The organism is Robiginitalea biformata HTCC2501 (assembly GCF_000024125.1).
GTDB lineage: Bacteria > Bacteroidota > Bacteroidia > Flavobacteriales > Flavobacteriaceae > Robiginitalea > Robiginitalea biformata.
In genome coordinates this window covers 478602-500197 of record NC_013222.1, presented here as the reverse complement: position 1 = coordinate 500197, position 21596 = coordinate 478602, and the positions used below count along the sequence as shown (strand labels likewise).

The window sequence follows — 21596 nt, the reverse complement described above, 5'->3', positions numbered from 1 at the left end:
GGATAGCCGGCTATTGCAGGCGGCCTTCAGAGCTGGTAACGCAACCCGGCAAATCCGCGGATCCCCTGGTTGGGCCCATAGACATAGGCGGGGTCAAAAGTGAGGCCATAGGGGTTGCCTTCCGAGGGTACCGGGTCCCCGGACGCGTCGAATTGCACCTGTTTGTCAAAGGGGTCCCCGGCCCGGGCAATCAGGAAGGGCGTACCCCGGTTCGGCGTCCAGTTCAGCAGGTTCTTGACCCCCGCATAGATTTCCATATGCTCGAGCCCCTTGAAGGTGAACTGGATGTTCTGGATGCTCCAGGCAGGGGAATATTCCGGACGCGGGTCCAGGTCCCCTGCCAGGGGCAGGCGCATGGGGCCATAGAGGTTGCCCGTATAATCAGCCGTCAGCTGCAGCGGGCGGATGGGGAAGGAGACGCTCCAGGTGGCCGAATAGCGCTCGGTGAGCACAGGTCGGCTGTTGGTCCCTTCAGCGTCGACGCGGACGTCCTGCAACGTGGTCCCGGCAGCCACCCGCAGGCCATTGGCGAAGGCCGCATCCAGGTTGAGGCTGAACCCCCGGGAAACGGACCGGCCATCCAGGTTCCGGTAGAAGATCCGGTTGGGGTCCGAATCGTAATCGGGCAGGATCTGGTTCGAGAAATCCGTGTAGAAAGCCGAGGCGTCCACACTAAAAAAGTGCCCGTCGGGCGTGTAGAATTTCCTGAGGTAATTCAGGTTGAGGTTCCAGGATTGTTCCGGGAGCAGGTCCTCGGCAATCACCACGTCCCGGGCGCCGGTAAGGGCCGCGTGGTCTTCGGTGAACAGGTTGACTACCCGGAAGCCGGTCCCGAAGTTCAGCCGGAGGAGTTCGTGTTCCCCGAGCTGGAGCTTTACGGCCCCCCGGGGGGTCCAGATACTCCCGTGCCGGGGATCCTGGTCGTATCGCAGGCCGGCCAGCAGCGTGTGTTTGCCGGAGAACCGGTATTCGTCCTGGGCAAAGAGGCTCGGGATCCAGACCCGGTCCGGGTCATTGCCCCGAGGGGAATCCGTAGCCGGGGTATTGTCGTCGTAGTAGTTGTACCTCAGTGCAGCCCCTATCAGCAGGTCGTGGTTCCCGGCTGTCTTGTCCCAGCTCAGCTGCCCAAAGCCGATCCGCTGGTCGGCCAGGTAGGGGAGGTCGCCGTACCAGGAATCCTGGCGGTGGTCGTTATAGGATACGGACAGGAGGAGTTTTTCGGGCAGGGGCAACTGGTACCGGCCGAGAAGTTCCCAGCGTCGCGTGTAGATGCTCTCCCCGTAAATGGAATCGGTTCCCCGGAATTCCGGGGTCCACTGCATTTCGCCCCCCCAGCGGTCTTCGTAAAAAAATCGCCCTGCCAACGAGAATTCCCGGGAAGAATCCCGGGTGAAATTCCATTTCTGGAAGACGGAGATCCGATCCTGCAACGTGACGTCTGTAAAGTTGTCCCCGTTGTTGTCTGTCGGCACATCGTAGTTAAAGTAGTTTATACCGGTGAGCACCCGGGTGTTCTCCCCGATCCGCAGGGAACCCCCGGCATCCAGGTTGTATTCGCCCCAGCCCGTGGCAAAGCCGTCGGCAAAGAATTCCGGGGCCGTCAGCGCATTTTTTGTGATGATGTTAATCAGACCGCCCACCGCCTCGCTGCCGTATAGCGAAGAGGCTGGCCCTTTGACAATCTCGATCTGTTCGATCAGCGCATTCGGGATACCCGACAACCCGTATACGGTTCCCAGGCCGCTGACAATCGGCATGCCGTCTATCAGTACCAGGGTATACGGCCCCTCAAGGCCGTTTATGTGGATATCGCCGGTGTTGCACACGTTGCAATTGATCTGCGGGCGCACCCCGTTTACGGCCTGAAGTGCCTCAAAAACGTTGGCAGTTGGGTTCTTCCGGATAAAAGCGGGGGAATAGACTTCAACAGGTACCGGGCTCTCAAAACGGCGGACTGCCTTGAGGGTCCCGGTAACCACTGTCACGTTCAATTGTTCCGCCCGGGGCTGCAACCGAATCTCGAGGCGGGAGCCTGCCGGCCCCACGCGGACCGATTGGCGGTGGGTCCGATATCCTACGGCGGATACCACCAGGGTATGCGTGCCATCGGGGAGGCCCTCCAGGCGGAACTGCCCGTCCACATCCGTGGCAGTTCCCGTTTCCAGATTCCGCAGGTAGACATTCGCCAGGGGAACGGGGCCTTCGGAATCCGTTACCATTCCCCTCAATTCCCGATCCTGGGCCAGGGCGGGTGCCAGGCCAAGGAGCAGGCTGATAATCGGGAGGATACAGCGGATATTCATGCTTACTAAAATAAAATTTAGACAAAGCTAAAAATTTGTTTTTACAATTAAAAATGTATTTTTGCTTTAACTAAAATTTCAACGTTTACCCCGGATGACCCATTCCGAAGAGAATTACCTGAAAGGCATCTACCACCTCTGCAAGGGGGGCTCCGTGGCGGTGGCCACCAATGCGATCGCCGCCCAGATGGACACCAAGCCCTCCTCGGTAACCGATATGGTTAAGCGGTTATCTGAAAAGGGCCTGGTAGACTACCGGAAGTACCAGGGGGTTTCCCTGACCGAATCGGGGAACCGGCAGGCATTGAAGATTATCCGAAAACACCGGTTGTGGGAGTTGTTCCTGGTAGAAAAGCTCGACTTCAAATGGGATCAGGTCCACGAAATAGCCGAACAGCTGGAGCACATTGAGAGCGAGGTGCTGATCGACCGGCTGGATGCCCTGCTCGAATACCCGGACTACGACCCCCATGGCGACCCGATCCCCGATAAGAACGGGGTGTTCAAAACCCGGGAGAAGAAACTCCTCTCGGCCATGCCCGTGCCTTCGGAAGGGCAATTTGTGGGGGTGAAGGATTCCTCGGCGACCTTCCTGAGGTTCCTTGACCGGCATCGCATTGCACTGGGGAAAAAGGTATCCATCCTGGAAAAAGAAGAATTCGACAAGAGTATGCGCATCCGGCTGGATGGGGAGGCGTTCCGCATCTCCCACCAGATTGCGTCCAACCTGTATATCAAACCAAACAATGCCTCATGAAAGCAGTAGTAGACTACATGCAATCCATCGACCCGATCCTGGCGGCCTTCTATGCCACCCTGTTTACCTGGGGGCTTACCGCATTGGGAGCGGCCCTGGTTTTTTTCTTCAAGACGATGAACCGGGCCGTCCTGGACGGGATGCTCGGGTTTACAGGCGGGGTGATGGTGGCTGCGAGTTTCTGGAGCCTCCTGGCACCCGGTATTGAAATGAGCCCGGGCGAAGGCTTTGAAAAAGTCATGCCCGCCGCCGTCGGGTTCTTGCTCGGGGCTGTGTTTATTTTCGGTCTCGATAAAATCCTGCCCCACCTCCATATCAACTTCAAGGAAAGCGAAGCGGAGGGGATCGATACGGGTTGGCGGCGCACCACGCTGCTGACCCTGGCCATTACGCTCCACAATATCCCGGAAGGTTTGGCCGTGGGGGTTTTGTTCGGCGGGGTGGCCGCCGGGTTTGAAGGCGCTTCCATAGGGGGTGCCGTGGCTCTCGCCCTGGGCATCGGCCTGCAGAATTTCCCGGAAGGCTTTGCCGTGGCCATGCCGCTTAGACGCTACGGCCTGAGTCGAAAGAAGAGCTGGCTGTACGGGCAGGCCTCTGCCATGGTGGAACCCGTCGCAGCCGTTCTCGGCGCCTGGGCGGTCCTCACCTTTCAGCCAATCCTGCCTTATGCGCTGTCCTTTGCAGCCGGGGCAATGATCTTTGTGGTGGTTGAGGAGGTTATCCCGGAAACCCAATTGGACAAATACACGGATATCGCCACCATGGGCTTTATCGGCGGGTTTATCATTATGATGGCCCTGGACGTGGGCTTGGGATAAACGCGGCCCTGGGATAAAAAAAACCGGCCTTCGCGGCCGGTTCCTTTTATCTGTAGTCTGCCAGGCTATTGCCCGCCTTCGCTCCAGGGGGGTACCACCCCGTTGGAACGGGCGTAGGCAATCAGCTGCCCTTTGTGTTCCCCGTTGTGCTCCAAAACCACCAACAGGCCCGAGAGCTTGTTCATCTTGGCAAAGCCAAAATCGACTTCTTCCCCAAAACTGCCCGGGTCTACCATTTGCAGCTTTTCATTGATGAATGCGGAAGACTTCTTGTAGGTTTCGATGATGTTGTCTTTGCCTTCAATGGCCTCCATATTCATGATGTCCACGCCTTCTGGCGGCGGGAAGCCCATGCGCATGGCGATGTAGTAATTGGCTGCCGCCGTGTGCAGAATGGTCTCGCCTGTGGAGCGAACCCCTTCGGACGGACGCCACCCCATTTGTTCTTCGCTGAATGCCCCGGCCAGGTCCACCATCTGTCCCTGAACCCGCTCGAGCATCCCCGAAATTCCCGGGACAACCACTTCGTCCTGGGCTGTAGCGCCGAAACAGACGACGCCCATGATTAAAAGGATAATTTTTTTCATTTTCAAAAAGGTTTGTTTTCGTTAGATCCCCACAGCCTCCTGAGCCGCAGGCATGTTCAATATACGAAATTATCGCGTGGGTCCGGGGGCCATTTGTTCGCGGGACCTCTCCGATAAAACGCAGGGAGACGCCCAGGGTGAAAATAACGGCTGCCGACGGTAATTTTTTAAACGGAATCTCCGTTAGAGGTATAGCGCCCCCGGCGAGTTTCCTTCAGACCGGACCGCGCAATACAATTAAACAACAAGGTACAATGGCCCGAACCAAGCGATCGGTTTTCTGGAACCTCCTCCTGGTAGCCTGCCTGGTGGTATGCGCCCTGGCTTTTACCGCACATTACCGGAACTGGACCCGGCTGGAACCGCACCGCATGCAGCTCCTCTCCGGGATCTATTACCTGGATTTGCCCTATGCCGAGATCAATAGCGTGGGTTGGGTGCCGAAATTGCCGCAGCTGGAACGCCAGAGTGGATTTTCGGCCGGGGCCCTGGAGAAAGGGGTCTTCAGGGATTCGTTACAGCCGGCCCGGCCCGTATACATTTTGGTAGATGACCTGAGGCAGGATAAAATCGCGGTGCGCTACCGCGACAGCCTGACGCTCTATCTCAATTTTGCCGACTCCGCCGAGACCCATTCCGTCTATAACCTGCTACAGGCCAAACACGAGGAGTACCGCACCCGGGAGCCCTAGAAGTACGATGCAATCAGGTACGTACGCTGCTTACAATTCGTTTTAAGCTTTCAAATCGCTCCATATAGCCAACCGCAATATTGTATGCCGCCCAAATGATATGCAAACGGGCTTTCGGGATTTACCCGTTAGCTGTATTTTTGGCCGACTGAACGCAAACGGTTATGAGAAATATCATCGGGTTGATCACTTTGCTGGCTACCTGGGCGCTGCCGGCCCAGAACCGCCTGGAGATCGAAGTGGAAGGGGTAGAGGCCTCGGAAGGTGAGATCCAGATAGCCTTATATACCCATGAAAAGGACTTCCTGTCCATGGAGGGGGTATTTCGGGCAGATAGCGTAAAGGCCAGTAAAGGCACTACGCTGATTTCTGTGGAGGACCTGCCGGCGGGGACCTATGCCCTGGCCATTTTTCACGACCGCAACAGCAACAAAAGGCTCGATACGAACTGGATTGGCGTCCCCAAGGAGCCGCTGGGCTTCTCCAATGCCCGGATGCGGACCTTTGGCCCGCCAACTTTTGAGGATTGCATGATGCACGTGCAGGCAGACGCCCGGATAACGATCCGCCTCGAATAACTAGCCCCCGGATTTGGTGGTGATCACGATGACGCCGTTGGCCCCGCGGGAGCCGTAAAAGGAGGCATCGGACGATCTGAGCACCTTAATGGATTTGACATCCACAGGTTGGACAACATTTTCGATTTGACGGAACGAATTTCCCATGGCAAGGCCATCCAGCACATAGAGGGGTTCGGTTTGGGACCCCGACATGGAATTGGCACTTTTGGAAAGAACGGGCACCCCGTTCTGTATGGAGATGCCGGGCAGTCTGCGGATACGGGTGATCAGCGGGATCACGGCGCTGTTCCGCTCGTCCATCTCGGCTTGCATATCGGTGATTTCCCCATTGGGATTGCCGGATTTTGAGCTGCCGCAGGAAGCCCCCAGCAGGAGGGCGGCCAGCAATAGCAGGGCAGAAATATTTTTCATATAGTGTATCGATTTAATGGCAGCCGCAATCGCCGTCCCCGCAATCCCCGGATTTCTTAGCAGAAGGCCAGAGGAATTTGCGCACCAGCCAGGCAATGGCCAGAGCAACGGTGAGGTAGGCGAGTATGTTCTGCAAATTCCATTCCATTATGCGAGTATTTGGTAGGCAGCGAAAGCTACAATATAGGCAAATGCGCTCATAAACACCAATTGGAGGATGGGCCATTTCCAGCTGTTCGTCTCGCGCTTGACGATGGCCAGGGTGCTCATACATTGCATGGCAAAGGCGTAGAAGAGCAGCAGGGAAATCCCCGAAGCCAGGTTAAAGAGCGGTTCGCCCGTATCCTCCTTCACCTCGGCAGCCATCCGGTTCTTGATGGTTTCCTCCTCGTCGCTGCCCACGCTGTAAATCGTCGCCAGCGTCCCGACAAAGACTTCCCGGGCAGCGAAGGAAGTGAGTACGGCAATACCGATCTTCCAGTCGTACCCAAGCGGTTCCACGGCGGGTTCGATAAACTTGCCCATCCGGCCTATAAGCGAATGCTCCAATTTGTAGCCGGCGATTTCCTGATTCACCGCCCGCAGCTCCAGCAACGACCGAAATTTTACAATCGAATCCTGAACGCTGCCAACGGGCACCCGACCGTCAGCGGGCGTAACCCCCGCCCGGAGCGTACTGCGGTATTCCTGCATTTTCTGGTCCATATACGCCTTGCTGTACTCGCTGAAGCCCTGAGACTGCACCCGTTCGGTCACAATCTCTTCGGCATTCCGGAATTCCTCGGAGTACCCGGTGGAGCCCAGGAACCAGAGTACAATGGAAATGGCCAGGATGATCTTCCCGGCCCCGTAGACAAAGCTTTTGGTTTTTTCGACGACCGTATAGAAGACATTCTTCCATAAAGGCCACTTGTAATTGGGCATCTCCACCACAAAGAAGCTCCTGTTCGGGATTTTCAGGATGCGGTTCAGCCCCATGGCGGAGAGGATTGCGGCCAGAAAGCCCACCAGGTAGAGCAGCATAAGCGTGAGGGCCTGGTAGCTCAGCCCGATAAACCGGCCTTCCGGGATCACCAGGGCGATGATGATCAGGTAGACGGGCAGGCGGGCGGAACAGGTCATAAACGGGGTCACCAGGATGGTGATCAGCCGTTCCTTCCAACTCTCGATATTCCGCGTAGCCATCACGGCCGGAATGGCGCAGGCGGTCCCCGACATGAGCGGGACCACGCTTTTGCCGCTCAGGCCAAAGGGCCGCATCACCCGGTCCATCAGAAAGACCACCCGGCTCATATAACCGGATTCCTCCAACAGGGCGATAAAGAAGAACAAAAAGGCGATTTGAGGGATAAATATTACGATCCCCCCGATCCCGGCCACCACTCCTTCGGCGACCAGATCGGTAAACATGCCCGGCGGCAGCGTGTTTTTGATCCATTCGCTCGCCGAGGCAAAGCCCGCGTCGATGAAGTCCATGGGCACCTCGCTCCAGTCGTAGATGGCCTGGAAAATCGTCAACAGGATCAGGAAAAAGATCAGATATCCAAAGACCTTGTGGGTGAGGACCTTGTCGAAGGTGGCGCGCAAGCCTTTGGCGGCGGCCCAATCCACCTTGTAGGTTTCTTTCAGGACCCCGTTGATAAACTGGTACCTCAGGATGGTCTCCTTGTGCTGCAACCGCTTGAGTTCACCCCGCGATTTGATGTCGTAGGTAGGGGCCTCCCCCCTCAGGTTTTTTTGCAGGGGTGTAAAATTCACATCCTGGGTAATGACCACCCAGAGTTTGTAGAGTTCCTCCCCCGGAAAGGTCTTTTTGAGCCGCCCGAAATACTCCGGGTCTATTACGGAGACGTCTACACAGGGCGAAGCCGGGATTTCCCGGTAGCGTTCAATGTGATTTTTCAGCGTTTCGATCCCCGTATTCTTCCGGGTACTGATCAGGGCAATGCGCGTATTGAGTCGTTTTTCCAGGGCCTCCACGTCCAGGCTGATCCCCTTGCGCCGCATCCGGTCGGCCATGTTGATCACCAGGATGGCCGGGATGCTCAGGTCGCGTATTTGGGTAAATAGCAGCAGGTTGCGCTTAAGGTTCTCCACGTCGCTGATTACCACGGCCACGTCCGGGAAATCCGGGGCATTCCGGTTGAGGAGCAGTTCCACCACCACACTCTCGTCCAGGGAAGTCGTGTTCAGGCTGTACGTGCCCGGCAAGTCCAGGATATGCGCTTTGATGCCGCGGGAGAGCTTGCAAACCCCCTGTTTTTTCTCCACGGTGATCCCCGGGTAATTGCCAACTTTTTGGTTCAGGCCGGTGAGCCGGTTAAAAACGGAGGTTTTCCCGGTATTTGGGTTGCCGATAAGAGCGACCTTGATGTCCTTACTCATTGGAGGGGAGGGGTTCCAACGCAATTTGGCGGGCCACTTCGCGGCGGATGGCAATGTGGGAGCCGTTGACGTTTATGTAGATGGGGTCGCGCAGCGGGGCCACCTGGACCATTTCGATAATGTTCCCGGGCAGGCAACCCAGTTCCAGGAGCTTTATGGGGAGTACATCTTCGGTAAATTCCTTGATGACACCGCGCTCCCCGCGACGTAAGTCCGCTACGTTCAAACCCAATTTTTATTTAGATTGATTATAAGCAAGAACAAAAATACGTGAAATTGCGGATATCGGAGCCTCCCCGGCCAAAAAGATTCAGGGGAGTGTCCGGAGCGCCGTTAAGCGGTCCCGTCACCGGGGTTCGTTCTAACCCCGAGCAGTTGGGTTGCCCCCGCCTGCCGGGTTGCCCCCGCCCGGTCTCCGGGTTGGGCCGGAACACTCAGTCCGGGGCTGCGTAGGAAGCCTGCAGGATCTGCAGCTCCTCCAGCAGGCGCGCCATCTCCTCCCGCCGGGTCCCGTCGTAGGTCCCCCGGATGCGCCCTTCCTTGTCTACCAGGATAAAATTTTCCGTGTGGATCATATCGAAGGGACCGCCGTCCCCGTCGGTCTTTACGGCCATATAGGATTTTCGCGCCAGTTCGTAAATCTGCTTTTTGTCCCCGGTTACCAGGTTCCACTTTTCGTCCATCACCCCCTTTTCCAGGGCGTATTCCTTGAGGCGGGGTACCGAGTCGATTTCCGGGGTCACCGAATGCGAGAGGAGCAGCACTTCCGGCTGGTCGCGGAGCTCGTCCTGAAGGTAGGCCATATTCTCGGTCATGATCGGGCAGATGGTTGGGCAGGTGGTGAAAAAGAAATCCGCGATGTAGATGTGCCCGTCGTAATCGCTGCGGGTAATGGTATCCCCGTTCTGGTTGACCAGGCTGAAGTCCGCCACCCGGTGGTATTTCTTGATGTGGCTGATCTCCGCGTCCACGAGTTCCGGGTTAAAGTCGGCCGGCTGGTAGACCGGCAGCACCTGCCGGGGTTCCAGGGCGTTGTACATCAGGTAGATGATGACGCCCGAAACCACCACCAGCGTGATCCAGAAATATTTGTAGCGGAAGAGCAGGGAGCGCATGGCGTGCTTTTTTGCAAAGGTACGCAACGGGCGCATCCCGGTCAAAACCACGCCGGGCCGCGCGTGCTAATTATTTCTTAAAGATGTCCGCACCCGGCGGATTTCTTTTTTAAAGCGTTTGTAAAAGTGTACTTTTGTGCGTTTTAAACCGCGAGAAGCCTATGTCTCCAATCCTGATTCAAGCCCTGCAATTCCTCCTCAGCCTGTCGCTCCTGATCGTGCTGCACGAAATGGGGCATTTCCTGCCCGCCAAGGCATTCAAGACCCGGGTCGAGAAATTCTACCTGTTTTTCGATATTAAGTTTTCGCTATTCAAGAAAAAGATCGGCGAAACGGTTTACGGCATTGGCTGGCTGCCGCTCGGGGGGTATGTGAAAATCGCCGGGATGATTGACGAGAGCATGGATACCGACCAGATGAACGAGCCGCCCAAACCCTGGGAGTTCCGTTCCAAGCCGGCCTGGCAGCGGCTGATCATCATGCTGGGCGGGGTAACGGTGAACTTCCTGGTGGCCTGGGTCATTTATATCGGGACCTCCTTTGCCTACGGGGATGCCTATATCGCTGCAGACAGCATCGAAGACGGCTACCACGTGACCAACCCGGTGCTCCTGGAGCTGGGCGTCCAAACGGGCGACAAGCTGGTAGCCATCGACGGGCAGCGCTACGCAAAGTACGACGACCTCCGCCGCAACATGATCACCGCAGACCGGATCACCATTGAGCGGGACGGGGTGGAGCGCGAAATTGAGCTGCCGGAGGACTTCCTCGGCCAGCTTTCCACCGGGGAGGACCTGAGTTTGTTCAACCTGCGCTTCCCGTTTATGGTTGGGGAAGTCTCCGACAGTTCCCTGAACAAGGACGCCGACCTGCAACCCGGCGACCTGGTGCTTTCCCTCGCCGGGGAACCCGTCAAGTACTACGACCAGGTGGCACCCATCATGGATACCCTGGCCAACCGGACCATCCCGGTAAGTATTGAACGGGACGCGGAAACCCGCACGCTGCAACTGCAGACGGACGAAAACGGGAAACTGGGCATCTATCCCGGGGGCAGCATGAAGCGCTTCTCGGAGATGGGCTATTTCGATACGGTAACCGAGGAGTACAGTTTCGGGGAGAGCATCGCCGTGGGCGGCCGCAAATTTGTGGACCAGATTGGCGGCTACTGGCTGCAATTGAAAAAGATATTTACACCGAGTACCGGGGCGTACAAGGGCGTGGGCGGCTTCAAGGCCATCTTCGACATCTTCCCGGACTTCTGGAGCTGGCAGGGCTTCTGGGAGATCACCGCTTTCCTCTCCATCATGCTGGCCGTGCTGAACCTGTTGCCCATCCCGGCCCTGGACGGGGGGCACGTGATGTTCCTGCTCTACGAGATGGTGTCCGGCCGCAAGCCCAGCGACAAATTTATGGAGTACGCCCAGATGGTGGGATTCTTCCTGCTCATCGCCCTTATCCTGTTTGCGAATGGGAACGATGTGTACAAGGCGTTGTTCAAGTAAGCGGCCCGCCGGATTCGGAAACCGGGGCCTGAAATTATGGAGGGGAACCCCCGGTTGTACAAGCGCCCGGGCGATGAATTTCTCGGCATCTTTGATTGCTCGTAAATAAAAATAATTTATATTTGCACCCGCTTAACAAGCAAAAAATATTCCTCCTTAGCTCAGTTGGTTAGAGCATCTGACTGTTAATCAGAGGGTCCTTGGTTCGAGTCCAAGAGGGGGAGCATTTCACAGGCCGGTTTTCACCGGCCTTTTTTTATTTCATTGGGCTCTCGCCAGCGCACCGGCGGGCACCTTCGCCACTTCGACCCTCATAGCCTTGGATGTGCCGAACCTGAAACGGATAGTTGCCGGACGTATGTTGCTATACCAGGCGCTTTACCATATAGTAGAGGTCCAGGTTTTTCGCCCAGTAATCCTTCTCCTTCCGGATCAGCTCAAACCCGAACCGCTCGTAGAACTGATAGGCCAGCTGGGAGGTGCATACCTCCTCTTTTTCGATCCCGGGATCTGAAGTCAAACAGTGCAGGCAGTGCTCAATCAGTACGGACCCCAGGCCCTGTCCCTTGAATGCTGGATCCAGGAAATCCCAGGTAAGCCTTCCCAGTCCCGGCCCGGAGAGGCAATACCCTCCACTCCCCACAACCTGATCCTCTATTGTAAGCACAAAATAACTATCGGCCTGGCGATCCAGATAGTCCCTGAGGTCCTGCAATTCCCCGGGATCGAAGTATTTGGGCGTATTGCTGAGGAAAATGCGCCTGATCTCGGGCCAGTGGGCTTCTTTATAGGGTGTTATCCGGGGTTGCATGTTAGAACTGTATACGGTTTATGACCAATCCCTGCCACTTATCCGGTTGAGGTTTATGGGTGTCCGGATCATAGTGCGGCCAGGGGCTGTTGGCAATGTAATAGAATGCGTGGTTCGCCAACAACTTTCCGTTGGTGGGTTCCCCCCCGAGATCCAGGTCGTTATCCAGGAGTTGCACGCGTTTTAGCTCCCCGGAAGCCTCAATGGAAATCCGGATCAGGCGCATGGGGTTCGAGTTATTTTGAATGCCAATCAGGTTGCGGGAATCCAGAGCCGACAGGCCGTCGATCCCCTTCAGCAAAAATTCGGGCGAACGCAGCCATTTCCTGATGGACAAATCGTTTGCGTCCAGGCTTAAAATACCCTTGATATAGTCCGCGAGGTAAAGTTTTTGATCCGCATGGTTATATGTTATCCCCTGCAGATTAAAGGCATCTGAAATCTCCAGGGTTTGGACCAGCTCCAGGTTTCGGGCGTTCACCCTATAGAGGATGGGGCGCCGGGAATCGCTGATATAAATTGTGCCCTGTCCGTTGGAAGCCATGGACCCCAGGATGGATTCACCAGGTATTTCAAGGCTGCCCTCAACGCTTTTTGTCCCAATATCGATCTGGCTGAGGTAGGATTTGTATTGCTGCTCCGGGTTGTATCCCGCGAATTGGGGGATGACGCTGGTAGTCGCATAAAGGTATTGCCCATTATCCCCGACCAATAAGCTCAGGGCGGACCCCGGGAGGGTAACTTTCGCAACAAGCCGGTGGTCCTGGCGACTCAGGAAATGGACAGCCCCCTGGTTCACCTCGGAAAGTATGATGTAGTCCGGGGTGAGTGCGATATCCTCAAAATGGTGTTTTTCCGCGAGCCGGAGGAACGTTTCACTCCGCCGTATGGTTTTTGAATACGCCCGGAGTTTTTTATCCAGCTTTTTCCTGAAACTGCCCTGGCGCATGAAGGAATCCACGGCCGGCTTTTGTTCGAATCGGTCTGAGGCATCCCAGCTCAGGTACCTGCCCAGGGCCTGGTATGCTTGTTTTTCTCGCCCGCAGAGGATAAGTCCTTCCACCTCGTTGAGCAGCAGTTCCGGGTGGGAGGGGTGGAGTTGCAATGCCTGCCTTGTCAAGTCCAGATAGCGCTCATAGTCCTTGACCTGAAAGGCTTCCTGGCTTTCCTGGTAGCATTCTTTTAAGGTCTGGCCCCGGCCGATCTGGGAGCAAATGATTAAAAGCGCAGCAAATAAACAGCCCCTCATTTTTTACCTAAATTTAGCATATCCCACCGGTTGCACGTTTGTTGCAGCCAATTTTCTCTATTTTTAAGGTTAAACTCTATACCTCATGAAATACGCGATTTTCTTTTTAATGCTGGCCATACCGCTTTTAGGGAATTCCCAAAATTCCGACTATAGCGTCAGTTCTTATAAGGACGAGGGCAGAAAAGCTCCTAATACCCATTATATCGGGGAAGCCTGGTTGAATGGGGTATTGCGGGCCGAAGGAGACCTCCCATACAACATCACCAAAGCCACTTTTAAGGCGAATTCCACCCTGGATTGGCACAAACACGATGCCCCGCAGGTGCTGATCGTTGTGGAAGGCGAAGGCTACTACCAGGAACGTGGCAAGGACCCGATGCGCATGAAGGTCGGGGATGTTATCAAATGCGAAAAGGAGACCGAGCATTGGCATGCATCCTCCAAAGAACACGATGTGACTTACCTGGCCATCTATACCGGGGAGACCACCTGGACGGAAGTACTCTCCCAGGAGGCTTATGATGCAGTGGCTGAGAAATTGAAGAAGTAAGCAGGAAACTCCCATAAAAGGTTCCGGTTAAGCTAGAATGGAGACCGGGACTATAACCCTATTGAGAAGCGGGTTACCCCCAGGGGGTATATCACCTGAAAATTTCCGGGGAATATCCTGGATTTTGCGAAGCGATCGACAGTACGAGAAAGCAGCCGCATCCCGGGCGTATTGTGGAGCGGGTCATTTGCACATTCAGAGTGGAAAGTAAACCTGCCGATCTTCGAGAGAAGCTATCAGTTTTTTTATGGTCACTTCTTCCAGGACCCTGTTGAATTCCGTTTTTCCTTTCCCCACCAGGTCATGCAGGGCACACGGGTTTTCAGAATTGCAATTGCTGATCCCCAGAACACAGGATTCCACATACTGACCCCCGTCTACCACCCTGACAATATCCATCAGCGTGTGGTTTTTATTTTCTTCAGACAGGTAAAACCCCCCGTTCCTTCCTTTGATGGAAGAAATGATATTGTGTCTGGACAATACCTGCAGGATTTTCGCCAAATAGGATTCCGAAACATGGATTTGTTCATACATGTCCCGGGTCAGGATCTTTTTGGGCTCGCTGGAATGCAACCCCAAATAGATCACTGCTTTAATAGCGTATTTCGCGGTTTTTGAAATCATTTGAAATCGGGAATTTCTGTGGCAGATTTCACCATACGAAGATTAAAAGATGTTTTTATCCTTTTAATGACAAATATCATGTTTTCCGCGGTATTCCACCGATACATTTGTCGTGTTAAATCTTTCAAAAATGAGAAAAATACTAATAAGCATGTCATTGCTCGTCGGGTTGATCACCCTTAGCTGCGGTGAAAAGAAGGAGAATAAGGAAGCTGATGGGTTCAAGATAGAACGCAAAAGCTCCCAGGATGCAACCAAGGCCGAAACCCCGGCAACCGAAGGTGTCAAGGCCTCTGAAAGGGTGGACCTCACCAATAAGGGGGTAGGCCCCATTACTTCGGTGACCCTTGATCCCGAGATTGACCAGGAAATGGCCGCGGAAGGGGAGGCCGTCTACAATCAGATGTGCCTGGCCTGCCACAAGGTCGGCAAACGGTTTATCGGACCTGCCCCCAATGGTATTTTGGAACGCCGGACCCCGGAGTGGGTAATGAACATGATCCTGGCACCTGAAAAAATGGTCAAAGAAGACCCGCTGGCGAAAGATCTGTTAATGGAATTTAACGGGTCGCCCATGGCAAATCAGGGCCTTACCGAAGAGCAAGCCAGGGCCGTACTGGAATATTTCAGAACCTTAAAATAATACGATATGAAAACAATCAACCAAACCTTTTTTTGGTGCATTATTTTGATGGGCCTCGCCATTATGGGATGTAAATCAGACCCTGAGGCGTCCGCACAGGCAACAGACTCCGGTTCAGGCGTTGAGGTGTCCAAGGAACAGGGCCAGGCCTTTATCAAAGATGAAGCATCCGAGCCGAACATCCTGAATATTGCCGCCGGGTCGCCGGACCACACGACGTTGACTGCGGCTGTGCAGGCAGCGGACCTGGAGAATGCCCTTGTCAATGCCGGGCCCCTGATGGTCTTTGCCCCCACCAATGAAGCCTTTGACGCCTTGCCCGCAGGGACGGTAGAAGACTTGTTGAAACCCGAGAACAAGGACGCTCTGGCCAACATCCTGAAATTCCACGTAACCCCGGGGAACTACGACAAGGAGTTTCTAAAGAAGTTTAAGAAACTCGGTCAGGCCAACGACCAAAGCGTCCCGGTGGAAGTAAAGGGCGACGATGTCTATGTGGGGGGCGCTAAAATCGTAGCCAGCGTTCCTGCGAGCAACGGGATTATCCACGTGGTGGATAAAGTCATGCTGCCTCCGCAATAACCTGAAATCCAAGCAACATAATCCTAAATAGAATTTGCATCATGAAACATATTAAATCAATCATTGGAATAACCCTTTCCGGGGCAGCCCTGCTGTTTTCCGGGTGCAATCAGGGCGGCGGGTCTTCTAACGGGGCCCTCACATCAAGTGCCGCGGAAAAGGTATACGTAGCTCCGGGGGAACAGGATGAATATTACGCGTTCCTTTCCGGGGGTTACAGTGGAAACCTGACAGTTTACGGCCTTCCTTCGGGGAGGATGTTCAAGGAAATCCCGGTTTTTTCCCAATTCCCGACCTCCGGTTACGGGTATTCCGAAGAAACCAAGCCCATGCTCAACACCTCCTACGGTTTTGTGCCATGGGATGACGCTCACCACCCGGATATCTCCCAAACCAATGGGGAACTGGACGGTCGCTGGATTTTTATCAACGGAAACAATACCCCCAGGATCGCTAGGGTAAGTCTGAGCACCTTCGAAACCGAAGAAATCATCGAGGTGCCCAATAGTGCGGGGAACCACAGTTCTTCCTTTATTACGGAAAACACGGAATACGTGGTTGCCGGAACCCGGTTTTCAGTTCCCGTCCCGCAACGGGATATGCCCATCAATGAATACAAAGGGAACTTTAAAGGTGCCCTGACGTTTATTACGGTAGATCAGGAACACGGGCATATGGATATCAAATTCCAGCTGCTGATGCCCGGATTCAACTACGATTTATCCCACCCCGGCCGCGGGAAATCCCATGGCTGGTTCTTCTTCACCACCTACAACACGGAAGAAGCCAGCACGCTGCAGGAGGTGAATTCCTCCCAGAATGACAAGGATTTCATCGCTGCCATCAACTGGAAGAAAATCGAGGAATATGTAAATAACGGCGGAGGCACCAAAATGCCGGCAAACTACGCCCACAATGTTTACGACGAGAGCACGCATATGGCCACCACAACCATGGAGAAGGAAGTGCTGACCGTAAATCCTGCCGAAGTCCCCGGGGCAATCTTCTTTTTGCCGACTCCAAAATCCCCCCATGGGTGTGACGTAGACCCGTCAGGGGAGTACATCATCGGCAACGGGAAACTCTCTGCCGACCTGACTGTGCATTCCTTTGACAGAATGATTGCCGCCATCGAGGGGGAAAAGTTCGACGGGGAAGCCTACGGCATCCCGATCCTGAAGTTCGAGGATGTCCTGGCCGGCACGGTTAAAAGCGGTGGCCTCGGCCCGCTCCACACCGAATTTGACGCCGATGGCAATGCTTACACCACTTTCTTTATCTCCTCTGAGGTCGTGAAGTGGAAATTAGGCTCCTGGGAAGTGATAGACCGGAAGCCCACCTTTTATTCTGTTGGCCACCTGATGATTCCCGGAGGGAACTCGCGTAAGCCCTTTGGCAAATACGTAGTGGCGATGAACAAGATCACCAAGGACCGATATCTGCCCACAGGGCCCGAAATGGAGCACTCTGCCCAGATATACGATATCTCAGGTGAGAAAATGGAGTTGATCTACGACTTCCCGACACACGGGGAACCGCACTATGCCGCTGGATGCCCGGCGGATCTGTTGCGGGAAAATTCCAAGAAAATCTACCGCCTGGATGAGAACAATCACCCTTATGGGATTAAATCTCCTGCCGATGCCAGGGTGGAACGGGATGGCCGTGACGTACATATTTACATGTCCACCATTCGAAGCCACTTTACCCCGGACAACATCGAGGGGATCAAGGTCGGTGACCGGGTGTATTTCCACATGACGAATCACGAACAGGATTTTGACGTGCCCCATGGCTTTGCTGTCATCGGCGCCAACACCTCGGAGATCCTGATCATGCCGGGGCAGACGAAAACCATTGTCTGGGAACCGAAGCAGGTAGGGGTATGGCCCTTCTACTGTACGGACTTCTGTTCGGCCCTGCACCAGGAAATGCAGGGGTACGTAAGGGTATCCCCGGCCAATTCGAACCTGGAATTGTCCTGGTCGTTAGGAGAATAAACCGGGTCCCTGCCTTAATTTGTTGGTTCTTTTGGGGAAAGCGGGCTGTGTGAAAACCTGCCCGCTTTTTCTATTGATCAGCATACGCAACGCAATTACAGACACCATGAAAAAAGCAAGTACACTTATGATTCTGGGGCCGCTCTTCCTGTTGGGATTGTATTTCCTGCCCCTCTGGAACATCATGCTGGGGGCTCCCCAATACCCGGAACCCCTTGGGATGAATATACATATCAACGGGATCAGGGGTGTTAGCGAATTTGATATCCAGAACATCGATGGTCTGAATCACTACATCGGTATGAGGACCCTGCCCAAAGACGAAGATATGTGGGAGTTCAGTGCCTTTCCAATTATTGTGGGGGCCATGATAGTCCTCGGTATAATTGTGGGCGTGCTGGGGTATTTCAAAAAGGTCGGGTATCGATGGTTTTTTGGCTGGTTCCTGCTGATGTCTGTACTCGGGATTATGGGCATGTACGATTTTAATAACTGGATGGTCGACTACGGGACCAACCTCGACCCCAATGCGATTATGAAACTGGAGAATCCCGACGGTACACCCATGACCTATAAGCCACCCCTGTTCGGTCATGTCAAAATGCTCAATTTTGACGTCACCTCCCTGCCGGCACCCGGCGCCTGGATGATGTTTGTAGGGATGACCATGACCCTGCTGGCCGGCTACCTGGGCTGGAAGTCTTCCAAAAAAACCGAATAAACCCAAAAAAGAATTGAGATGACTACTGGATTTTCCCTGAGAATTTTTGCCCGGTTGCCCAGGACCGTGATGTTTTCCGGGCTGCTGATTGCCCTTGCAGCGGGTTGTAAGGTAGCGCCCGAACCCATAGACTACGGCGCAGATGCCTGCCAGTTCTGCAGGATGGCCATCGTGGACCAGCAACACGGGGCCGAAATAGTTACCAATAAGGGCAAAGTGTTTAAGTTTGACGCCGTGGAATGCATGATGAATCACCTCCGGGAGGTGGAGGCCCAATCTGTATCCTTGTTTCTGGTCAACACCTATCCCCGGCCGGGGGAGCTCCTGGACGCAACCCAGGCTTCCTACCTGGTCAGTAAAGGCATACCCAGCCCGATGGGGGAATACCTGACGGCATTTGAAAACGAAGCACAGGCGGTGGAGGCCCAGATAAAACACGGAGGCGACGTGTATACCTGGCAAGAAATCAACAACCGCTTTAAAGATTAAACAAAACCCGAAAAGGGCGGAACCATATGAAAGCGGACCTCTTACGTGCCACCTTTGCTTTTTTACTAGTATTCGCTGTGGGAATCGACGCGATGAGCGCCCGCACCATTGATGTATGCAAAGATTGCCGGGTAACTTCCATACGGGAGGGCATTCGCCTGGCCGAACCCTATGATACACTGCTGATCGGGAAAGGGTACTACAGGGAATACAATATCCTGGTGGATAAACCCCTGTCGCTGATAGGAGAGGGATACCCCATAATCGACGGGGAGGAACAGGGGGAGGTGATCCGTGTGGTAGCTGACGATGTCCGTATTCAAGGGTTTGCGATTCGCAATGTAGGGGTGAGCTACACCTCGGACCACGCCGCCATCCGGGTGGTCCAGAGTGAAGGTTTTGCGATTGAAGACAATCGGTTTGAGAATTTGTTCTTTGGTATCTACCTGGAAAAATCCCGGGGCGGGGTGGTAAGGGGAAACCAAATTTCCGGCGATGCCGTCGACGAATATAATTCCGGCAATGGCATCCAGCTCTGGTATTCCAACAATGTGGAAGTATCCGAAAACCGGATAGAGGGGGTTCGGGACGGGATCTACCTTGAATTTTCGGATACGATTCGCATCCGGGGGAATTCAAGCAGGAAGAACCTCCGCTACGGGCTCCATTTTATGTTTTCCAACGACAATGTCTATTCGGACAATCTGTTTGAAAACAACGGGGCCGGGGTAGCCGTGATGTTCTCCAAACGAATCCGGATGACCGGGAATCGGTTCCGCAAAAATTGGGGGACGGCTGCCTACGGGATGTTGCTGAAGGAGATCAACGATGCGGAGATCATCGGCAACCTTTTTGAGGAGAATACCGTGGGGATCAATATAGAAGGGTCTAACCGGATCACCTATGAGGGAAACAATTTTGTCAGTAACGGCTGGGCCATCCGGGTTTTGGGCGCCTGCTATTCCAACAACTTCCACCGCAATAATTTCCTGTACAATTCCTTTGACCTATCCTACAACAGCAATGTAAACGACAACAGCTTTGAAGGGAACTACTGGAGCAACTACTCCGGGTATGACCTGGACAAGAATGGGGTGGGCGATGTGCCACATCGGCCTGTAAAACTGTTCTCATATATTGTAAACCGTACCCCGGAGACCCTGATCCTGTTGAGGAGCCTGTTTATGGACCTGATCGATTTTTCCGAAAGGGTGTCGCCGGTATTTACCCCGGACAACCTGGCGGACAACCAACCACAAATGCGCATAATCAAATGATCCAAATAGATAACGTCCACAAGCGATTTGCCAAAAATGAAGTGCTCAAAGGGGTGGACCTCCAGATTCCTGAAGGCGGCATCTATGCGGTCCTGGGTCCGAATGGTTCGGGGAAAACCACCCTTATCAAATGTGTTTTGGGGCTGGTAATCCCCAATAAGGGCGATATCCGGGTGAAGGGGCAAAAGGTAAAAAACCAGTGGAAATACCGGGAAGAGATCAACTACCTGCCCCAGATCGCCAATTTTCCAGGGAACATCCGGGTGAAGGAACTCATAGGAATGATCAAGGACCTGCGGAAAAAACCCGGGGATGAAGTGTCCCTCATTGAGCTGTTTGGCCTGGAACCCTTCCTGGATAAAAAACTGGCCAACCTCTCCGGCGGTACCAAGCAAAAGGTCAATCTGGTGCTGACCTTTATGTTCGACAGTCCGGTGATTATCCTGGATGAACCCACCTCCGGCCTGGACCCGACTGCCATGATCGCCCTGAAAAATTTGATCCGGAAAGAGCGGGAGGCTGGAAAGACCTTCCTGATCACGACCCACATTATGCAATTCGTGGAGGAGATTGCCGACCAGGTGGTGTACCTGTTGGAAGGAAAGATCTATTACACCGGAACCCTTTCGGGACTATTGGAAAAAACAGGTCAACATGACCTGGAACACGCCATTGCGGCCATAACCAGTGAGAAACAACATGCTTAAAATCCTCAAATACAGCTTTTACGACCTGATGCGCAGCCGTTGGAGTTATGTGTACTTCCTGTTTTACCTGCTGCTCGGATCCGTGTTGTTGTTCCTGAACAACGACCTTTCCAAGGCGGTGATTACCCTGATGAACATCATCATTATTTTAGTCCCGCTCATCGCCACAATTTTCGGGGTCATGTACTTTTACAATTCACGTGAATTCACCGAGCTGCTCCTGGCCCAGCCCCTGAAACGATCCTCCATATTCCTCGGGCAGTTCCTGGGTGTGGCGGGTTCCCTTACCCTGAGCCTTGTCCTCGGCTTGGGCCTGCCTTTTGTGTTGTATGGCCTATTCCAAAGCGGGGTCATTGTGAACTTTGCCCTTTTGATCCTCATCGGCGCATTTCTCACCTTTATTTTCGCAGGATTGGCTTTCAATATTGCGATTTTTAATGAAAACAAGATCAAAGGTTTTGGTTACGCCGTCCTCCTATGGTTGTTTATGGCTGTTATTTACGATGGGTTGTTCCTGCTCGCGCTGATCGCCTTTGAAGAGTATCCGCTGGATTCCTTTTCCCTTGCCGCCACGGTTTTCAACCCGATAGACCTGTCGCGTATCCTCATTCTCCTCGAGCTCGATATTTCGGCTTTGCTCGGCTACACGGGAGCTGTATTCAAGAAATTCCTGGGGACGCAGCTGGGGTTCCTGATTTCCGGAGCCGTATTGATCCTATGGACGCTCCTGCCGGTTTGGAGCCTGTACAGAAAGGCGAAGAAGAAAGACTTTTAATAATAGCT

At 54.0% G+C, this 21596-nt stretch carries 24 protein-coding genes and 1 tRNA gene; 15 read left to right on the top strand and 10 right to left on the bottom strand.

Annotation, left to right across the window (positions count from 1 at the left end; genetic code table 11):
* Positions 1-26: 26 nt before the first annotated feature.
* A complete protein-coding gene (locus RB2501_RS02240; protein WP_015753097.1) occupies positions 27-2303 on the bottom strand; it encodes a TonB-dependent receptor in 2277 nt (758 codons plus the stop codon).
* Between the two features lie 94 nt (positions 2304-2397).
* On the opposite strand from RB2501_RS02240, the gene RB2501_RS02235 reads away from it, so the two are divergent.
* On the top strand, positions 2398-3060 hold the full coding sequence (locus RB2501_RS02235; RefSeq protein WP_015753096.1) for a metal-dependent transcriptional regulator: 663 nt from the start codon (positions 2398-2400) through the stop codon (positions 3058-3060).
* Positions 3057-3878 carry a ZIP family metal transporter gene (locus RB2501_RS02230; RefSeq protein ID WP_015753095.1) on the top strand — a complete coding sequence of 274 codons (822 nt, stop codon included), beginning with the start codon at positions 3057-3059 and terminating at the stop codon, positions 3876-3878. The genes RB2501_RS02235 and RB2501_RS02230 overlap by 4 nt, the downstream gene beginning before the upstream one ends.
* Positions 3879-3943: 65 nt before the next feature.
* Here the strand turns inward: RB2501_RS02230 and RB2501_RS02225 are convergent, their stop codons facing one another.
* Positions 3944-4465 carry a DinB family protein gene (locus RB2501_RS02225; protein WP_015753094.1) on the bottom strand — a complete coding sequence of 174 codons (522 nt, stop codon included), beginning with the start codon at positions 4463-4465 and terminating at the stop codon, positions 3944-3946.
* A 254-nt stretch (positions 4466-4719) separates the two neighbouring features.
* Between RB2501_RS02225 and RB2501_RS02220 the strand changes: the two genes are divergently transcribed.
* Together RB2501_RS02220 and RB2501_RS02215 are read left to right on the top strand one after the other, a co-directional pair.
* The gene (locus tag RB2501_RS02220; protein ID WP_015753093.1) at positions 4720-5157 is read left to right on the top strand and encodes a hypothetical protein; all 438 of its coding nucleotides are present in this window, start codon (positions 4720-4722) and stop codon (positions 5155-5157) included.
* A 164-nt stretch (positions 5158-5321) separates the two neighbouring features.
* The gene (locus tag RB2501_RS02215) at positions 5322-5735 is read left to right on the top strand and encodes a DUF2141 domain-containing protein (protein WP_015753092.1); all 414 of its coding nucleotides are present in this window, start codon (positions 5322-5324) and stop codon (positions 5733-5735) included.
* On the opposite strand, the gene RB2501_RS02210 is transcribed toward RB2501_RS02215, so the two are convergent.
* The 5 genes from RB2501_RS02210 to RB2501_RS02195 form a co-directional block, all read right to left on the bottom strand.
* Positions 5736-6149, bottom strand: a complete 414-nt coding sequence (locus tag RB2501_RS02210) for a TonB-dependent receptor plug domain-containing protein (protein ID WP_015753091.1) — start codon at positions 6147-6149, stop codon at positions 5736-5738. It lies immediately after the preceding gene.
* A 13-nt stretch (positions 6150-6162) separates the two neighbouring features.
* The gene (locus RB2501_RS16095) at positions 6163-6297 is read right to left on the bottom strand and encodes a hypothetical protein (RefSeq protein WP_015753090.1); all 135 of its coding nucleotides are present in this window, start codon (positions 6295-6297) and stop codon (positions 6163-6165) included.
* Complete coding sequence (gene feoB, locus RB2501_RS02205; RefSeq protein ID WP_015753089.1) at positions 6297-8534, bottom strand: ferrous iron transport protein B; 2238 nt, start codon at positions 8532-8534, stop codon at positions 6297-6299. Before feoB ends, RB2501_RS16095 begins: the two co-directional genes overlap by 1 nt.
* Positions 8527-8760: a FeoA family protein gene (locus RB2501_RS02200; protein WP_015753088.1), complete on the bottom strand. Its 234-nt coding sequence runs from the start codon at positions 8758-8760 to the stop codon at positions 8527-8529. Before RB2501_RS02200 ends, feoB begins: the two co-directional genes overlap by 8 nt.
* Before the next feature lie 208 nt (positions 8761-8968).
* The gene (locus RB2501_RS02195; RefSeq protein ID WP_041327410.1) at positions 8969-9649 is read right to left on the bottom strand and encodes an SCO family protein; all 681 of its coding nucleotides are present in this window, start codon (positions 9647-9649) and stop codon (positions 8969-8971) included.
* 161 nt (positions 9650-9810) lie between these two features.
* On the opposite strand from RB2501_RS02195, the gene rseP reads away from it, so the two are divergent.
* Both rseP and RB2501_RS02185 read left to right on the top strand, forming a co-directional pair.
* Positions 9811-11154, top strand: coding sequence for an RIP metalloprotease RseP (rseP, locus tag RB2501_RS02190; protein ID WP_015753086.1), 1344 nt, complete (start codon positions 9811-9813; stop codon positions 11152-11154).
* A gap of 150 nt (positions 11155-11304) precedes the next feature.
* Positions 11305-11378 (top strand) — tRNA-Asn (locus RB2501_RS02185).
* Positions 11379-11518: 140 nt separating this feature from the next.
* On the opposite strand, the gene RB2501_RS02180 is transcribed toward RB2501_RS02185, so the two are convergent.
* Both RB2501_RS02180 and RB2501_RS02175 read right to left on the bottom strand, forming a co-directional pair.
* Positions 11519-11965 carry a GNAT family N-acetyltransferase gene (locus RB2501_RS02180; protein ID WP_015753085.1) on the bottom strand — a complete coding sequence of 149 codons (447 nt, stop codon included), beginning with the start codon at positions 11963-11965 and terminating at the stop codon, positions 11519-11521.
* A 1-nt stretch (position 11966) separates the two neighbouring features.
* Positions 11967-13214: a YncE family protein gene (locus RB2501_RS02175; RefSeq protein WP_015753084.1), complete on the bottom strand. Its 1248-nt coding sequence runs from the start codon at positions 13212-13214 to the stop codon at positions 11967-11969.
* A gap of 85 nt (positions 13215-13299) precedes the next feature.
* Between RB2501_RS02175 and RB2501_RS02170 the strand changes: the two genes are divergently transcribed.
* Positions 13300-13767: a cupin domain-containing protein gene (locus RB2501_RS02170; RefSeq protein ID WP_015753083.1), complete on the top strand. Its 468-nt coding sequence runs from the start codon at positions 13300-13302 to the stop codon at positions 13765-13767.
* Between the two features lie 195 nt (positions 13768-13962).
* Here the strand turns inward: RB2501_RS02170 and RB2501_RS02165 are convergent, their stop codons facing one another.
* Positions 13963-14394, bottom strand: a complete 432-nt coding sequence (locus tag RB2501_RS02165; protein WP_015753082.1) for an RrF2 family transcriptional regulator — start codon at positions 14392-14394, stop codon at positions 13963-13965.
* A gap of 130 nt (positions 14395-14524) precedes the next feature.
* Here RB2501_RS02165 and RB2501_RS02160 point away from each other — a divergent pair, with 130 nt between their 5' ends.
* From RB2501_RS02160 to RB2501_RS02125, 8 genes are all read left to right on the top strand, one after another.
* A complete protein-coding gene (locus RB2501_RS02160; protein ID WP_041326905.1) occupies positions 14525-15037 on the top strand; it encodes a c-type cytochrome in 513 nt (170 codons plus the stop codon).
* Between the two features lie 6 nt (positions 15038-15043).
* Positions 15044-15619 carry a fasciclin domain-containing protein gene (locus RB2501_RS02155; RefSeq protein ID WP_015753079.1) on the top strand — a complete coding sequence of 192 codons (576 nt, stop codon included), beginning with the start codon at positions 15044-15046 and terminating at the stop codon, positions 15617-15619.
* A 41-nt stretch (positions 15620-15660) separates the two neighbouring features.
* Positions 15661-17619, top strand: coding sequence for a Sec-dependent nitrous-oxide reductase (gene nosZ, locus RB2501_RS02150; RefSeq protein WP_015753078.1), 1959 nt, complete (start codon positions 15661-15663; stop codon positions 17617-17619).
* A gap of 106 nt (positions 17620-17725) precedes the next feature.
* The gene (locus tag RB2501_RS02145) at positions 17726-18340 is read left to right on the top strand and encodes a hypothetical protein (protein WP_015753077.1); all 615 of its coding nucleotides are present in this window, start codon (positions 17726-17728) and stop codon (positions 18338-18340) included.
* An 18-nt stretch (positions 18341-18358) separates the two neighbouring features.
* Complete coding sequence (locus RB2501_RS02140; RefSeq protein ID WP_238528094.1) at positions 18359-18829, top strand: nitrous oxide reductase accessory protein NosL; 471 nt, start codon at positions 18359-18361, stop codon at positions 18827-18829.
* 92 nt (positions 18830-18921) lie between these two features.
* Positions 18922-20106: a nitrous oxide reductase family maturation protein NosD gene (locus RB2501_RS02135; protein ID WP_015753075.1), complete on the top strand. Its 1185-nt coding sequence runs from the start codon at positions 18922-18924 to the stop codon at positions 20104-20106.
* Positions 20103-20813, top strand: coding sequence for an ABC transporter ATP-binding protein (locus RB2501_RS02130; RefSeq protein WP_015753074.1), 711 nt, complete (start codon positions 20103-20105; stop codon positions 20811-20813). Before RB2501_RS02135 ends, RB2501_RS02130 begins: the two co-directional genes overlap by 4 nt.
* Positions 20806-21588: an ABC transporter permease gene (locus RB2501_RS02125; RefSeq protein WP_015753073.1), complete on the top strand. Its 783-nt coding sequence runs from the start codon at positions 20806-20808 to the stop codon at positions 21586-21588. The genes RB2501_RS02130 and RB2501_RS02125 overlap by 8 nt, the downstream gene beginning before the upstream one ends.
* The last annotated feature ends 8 nt before the right edge of the window (positions 21589-21596 follow it).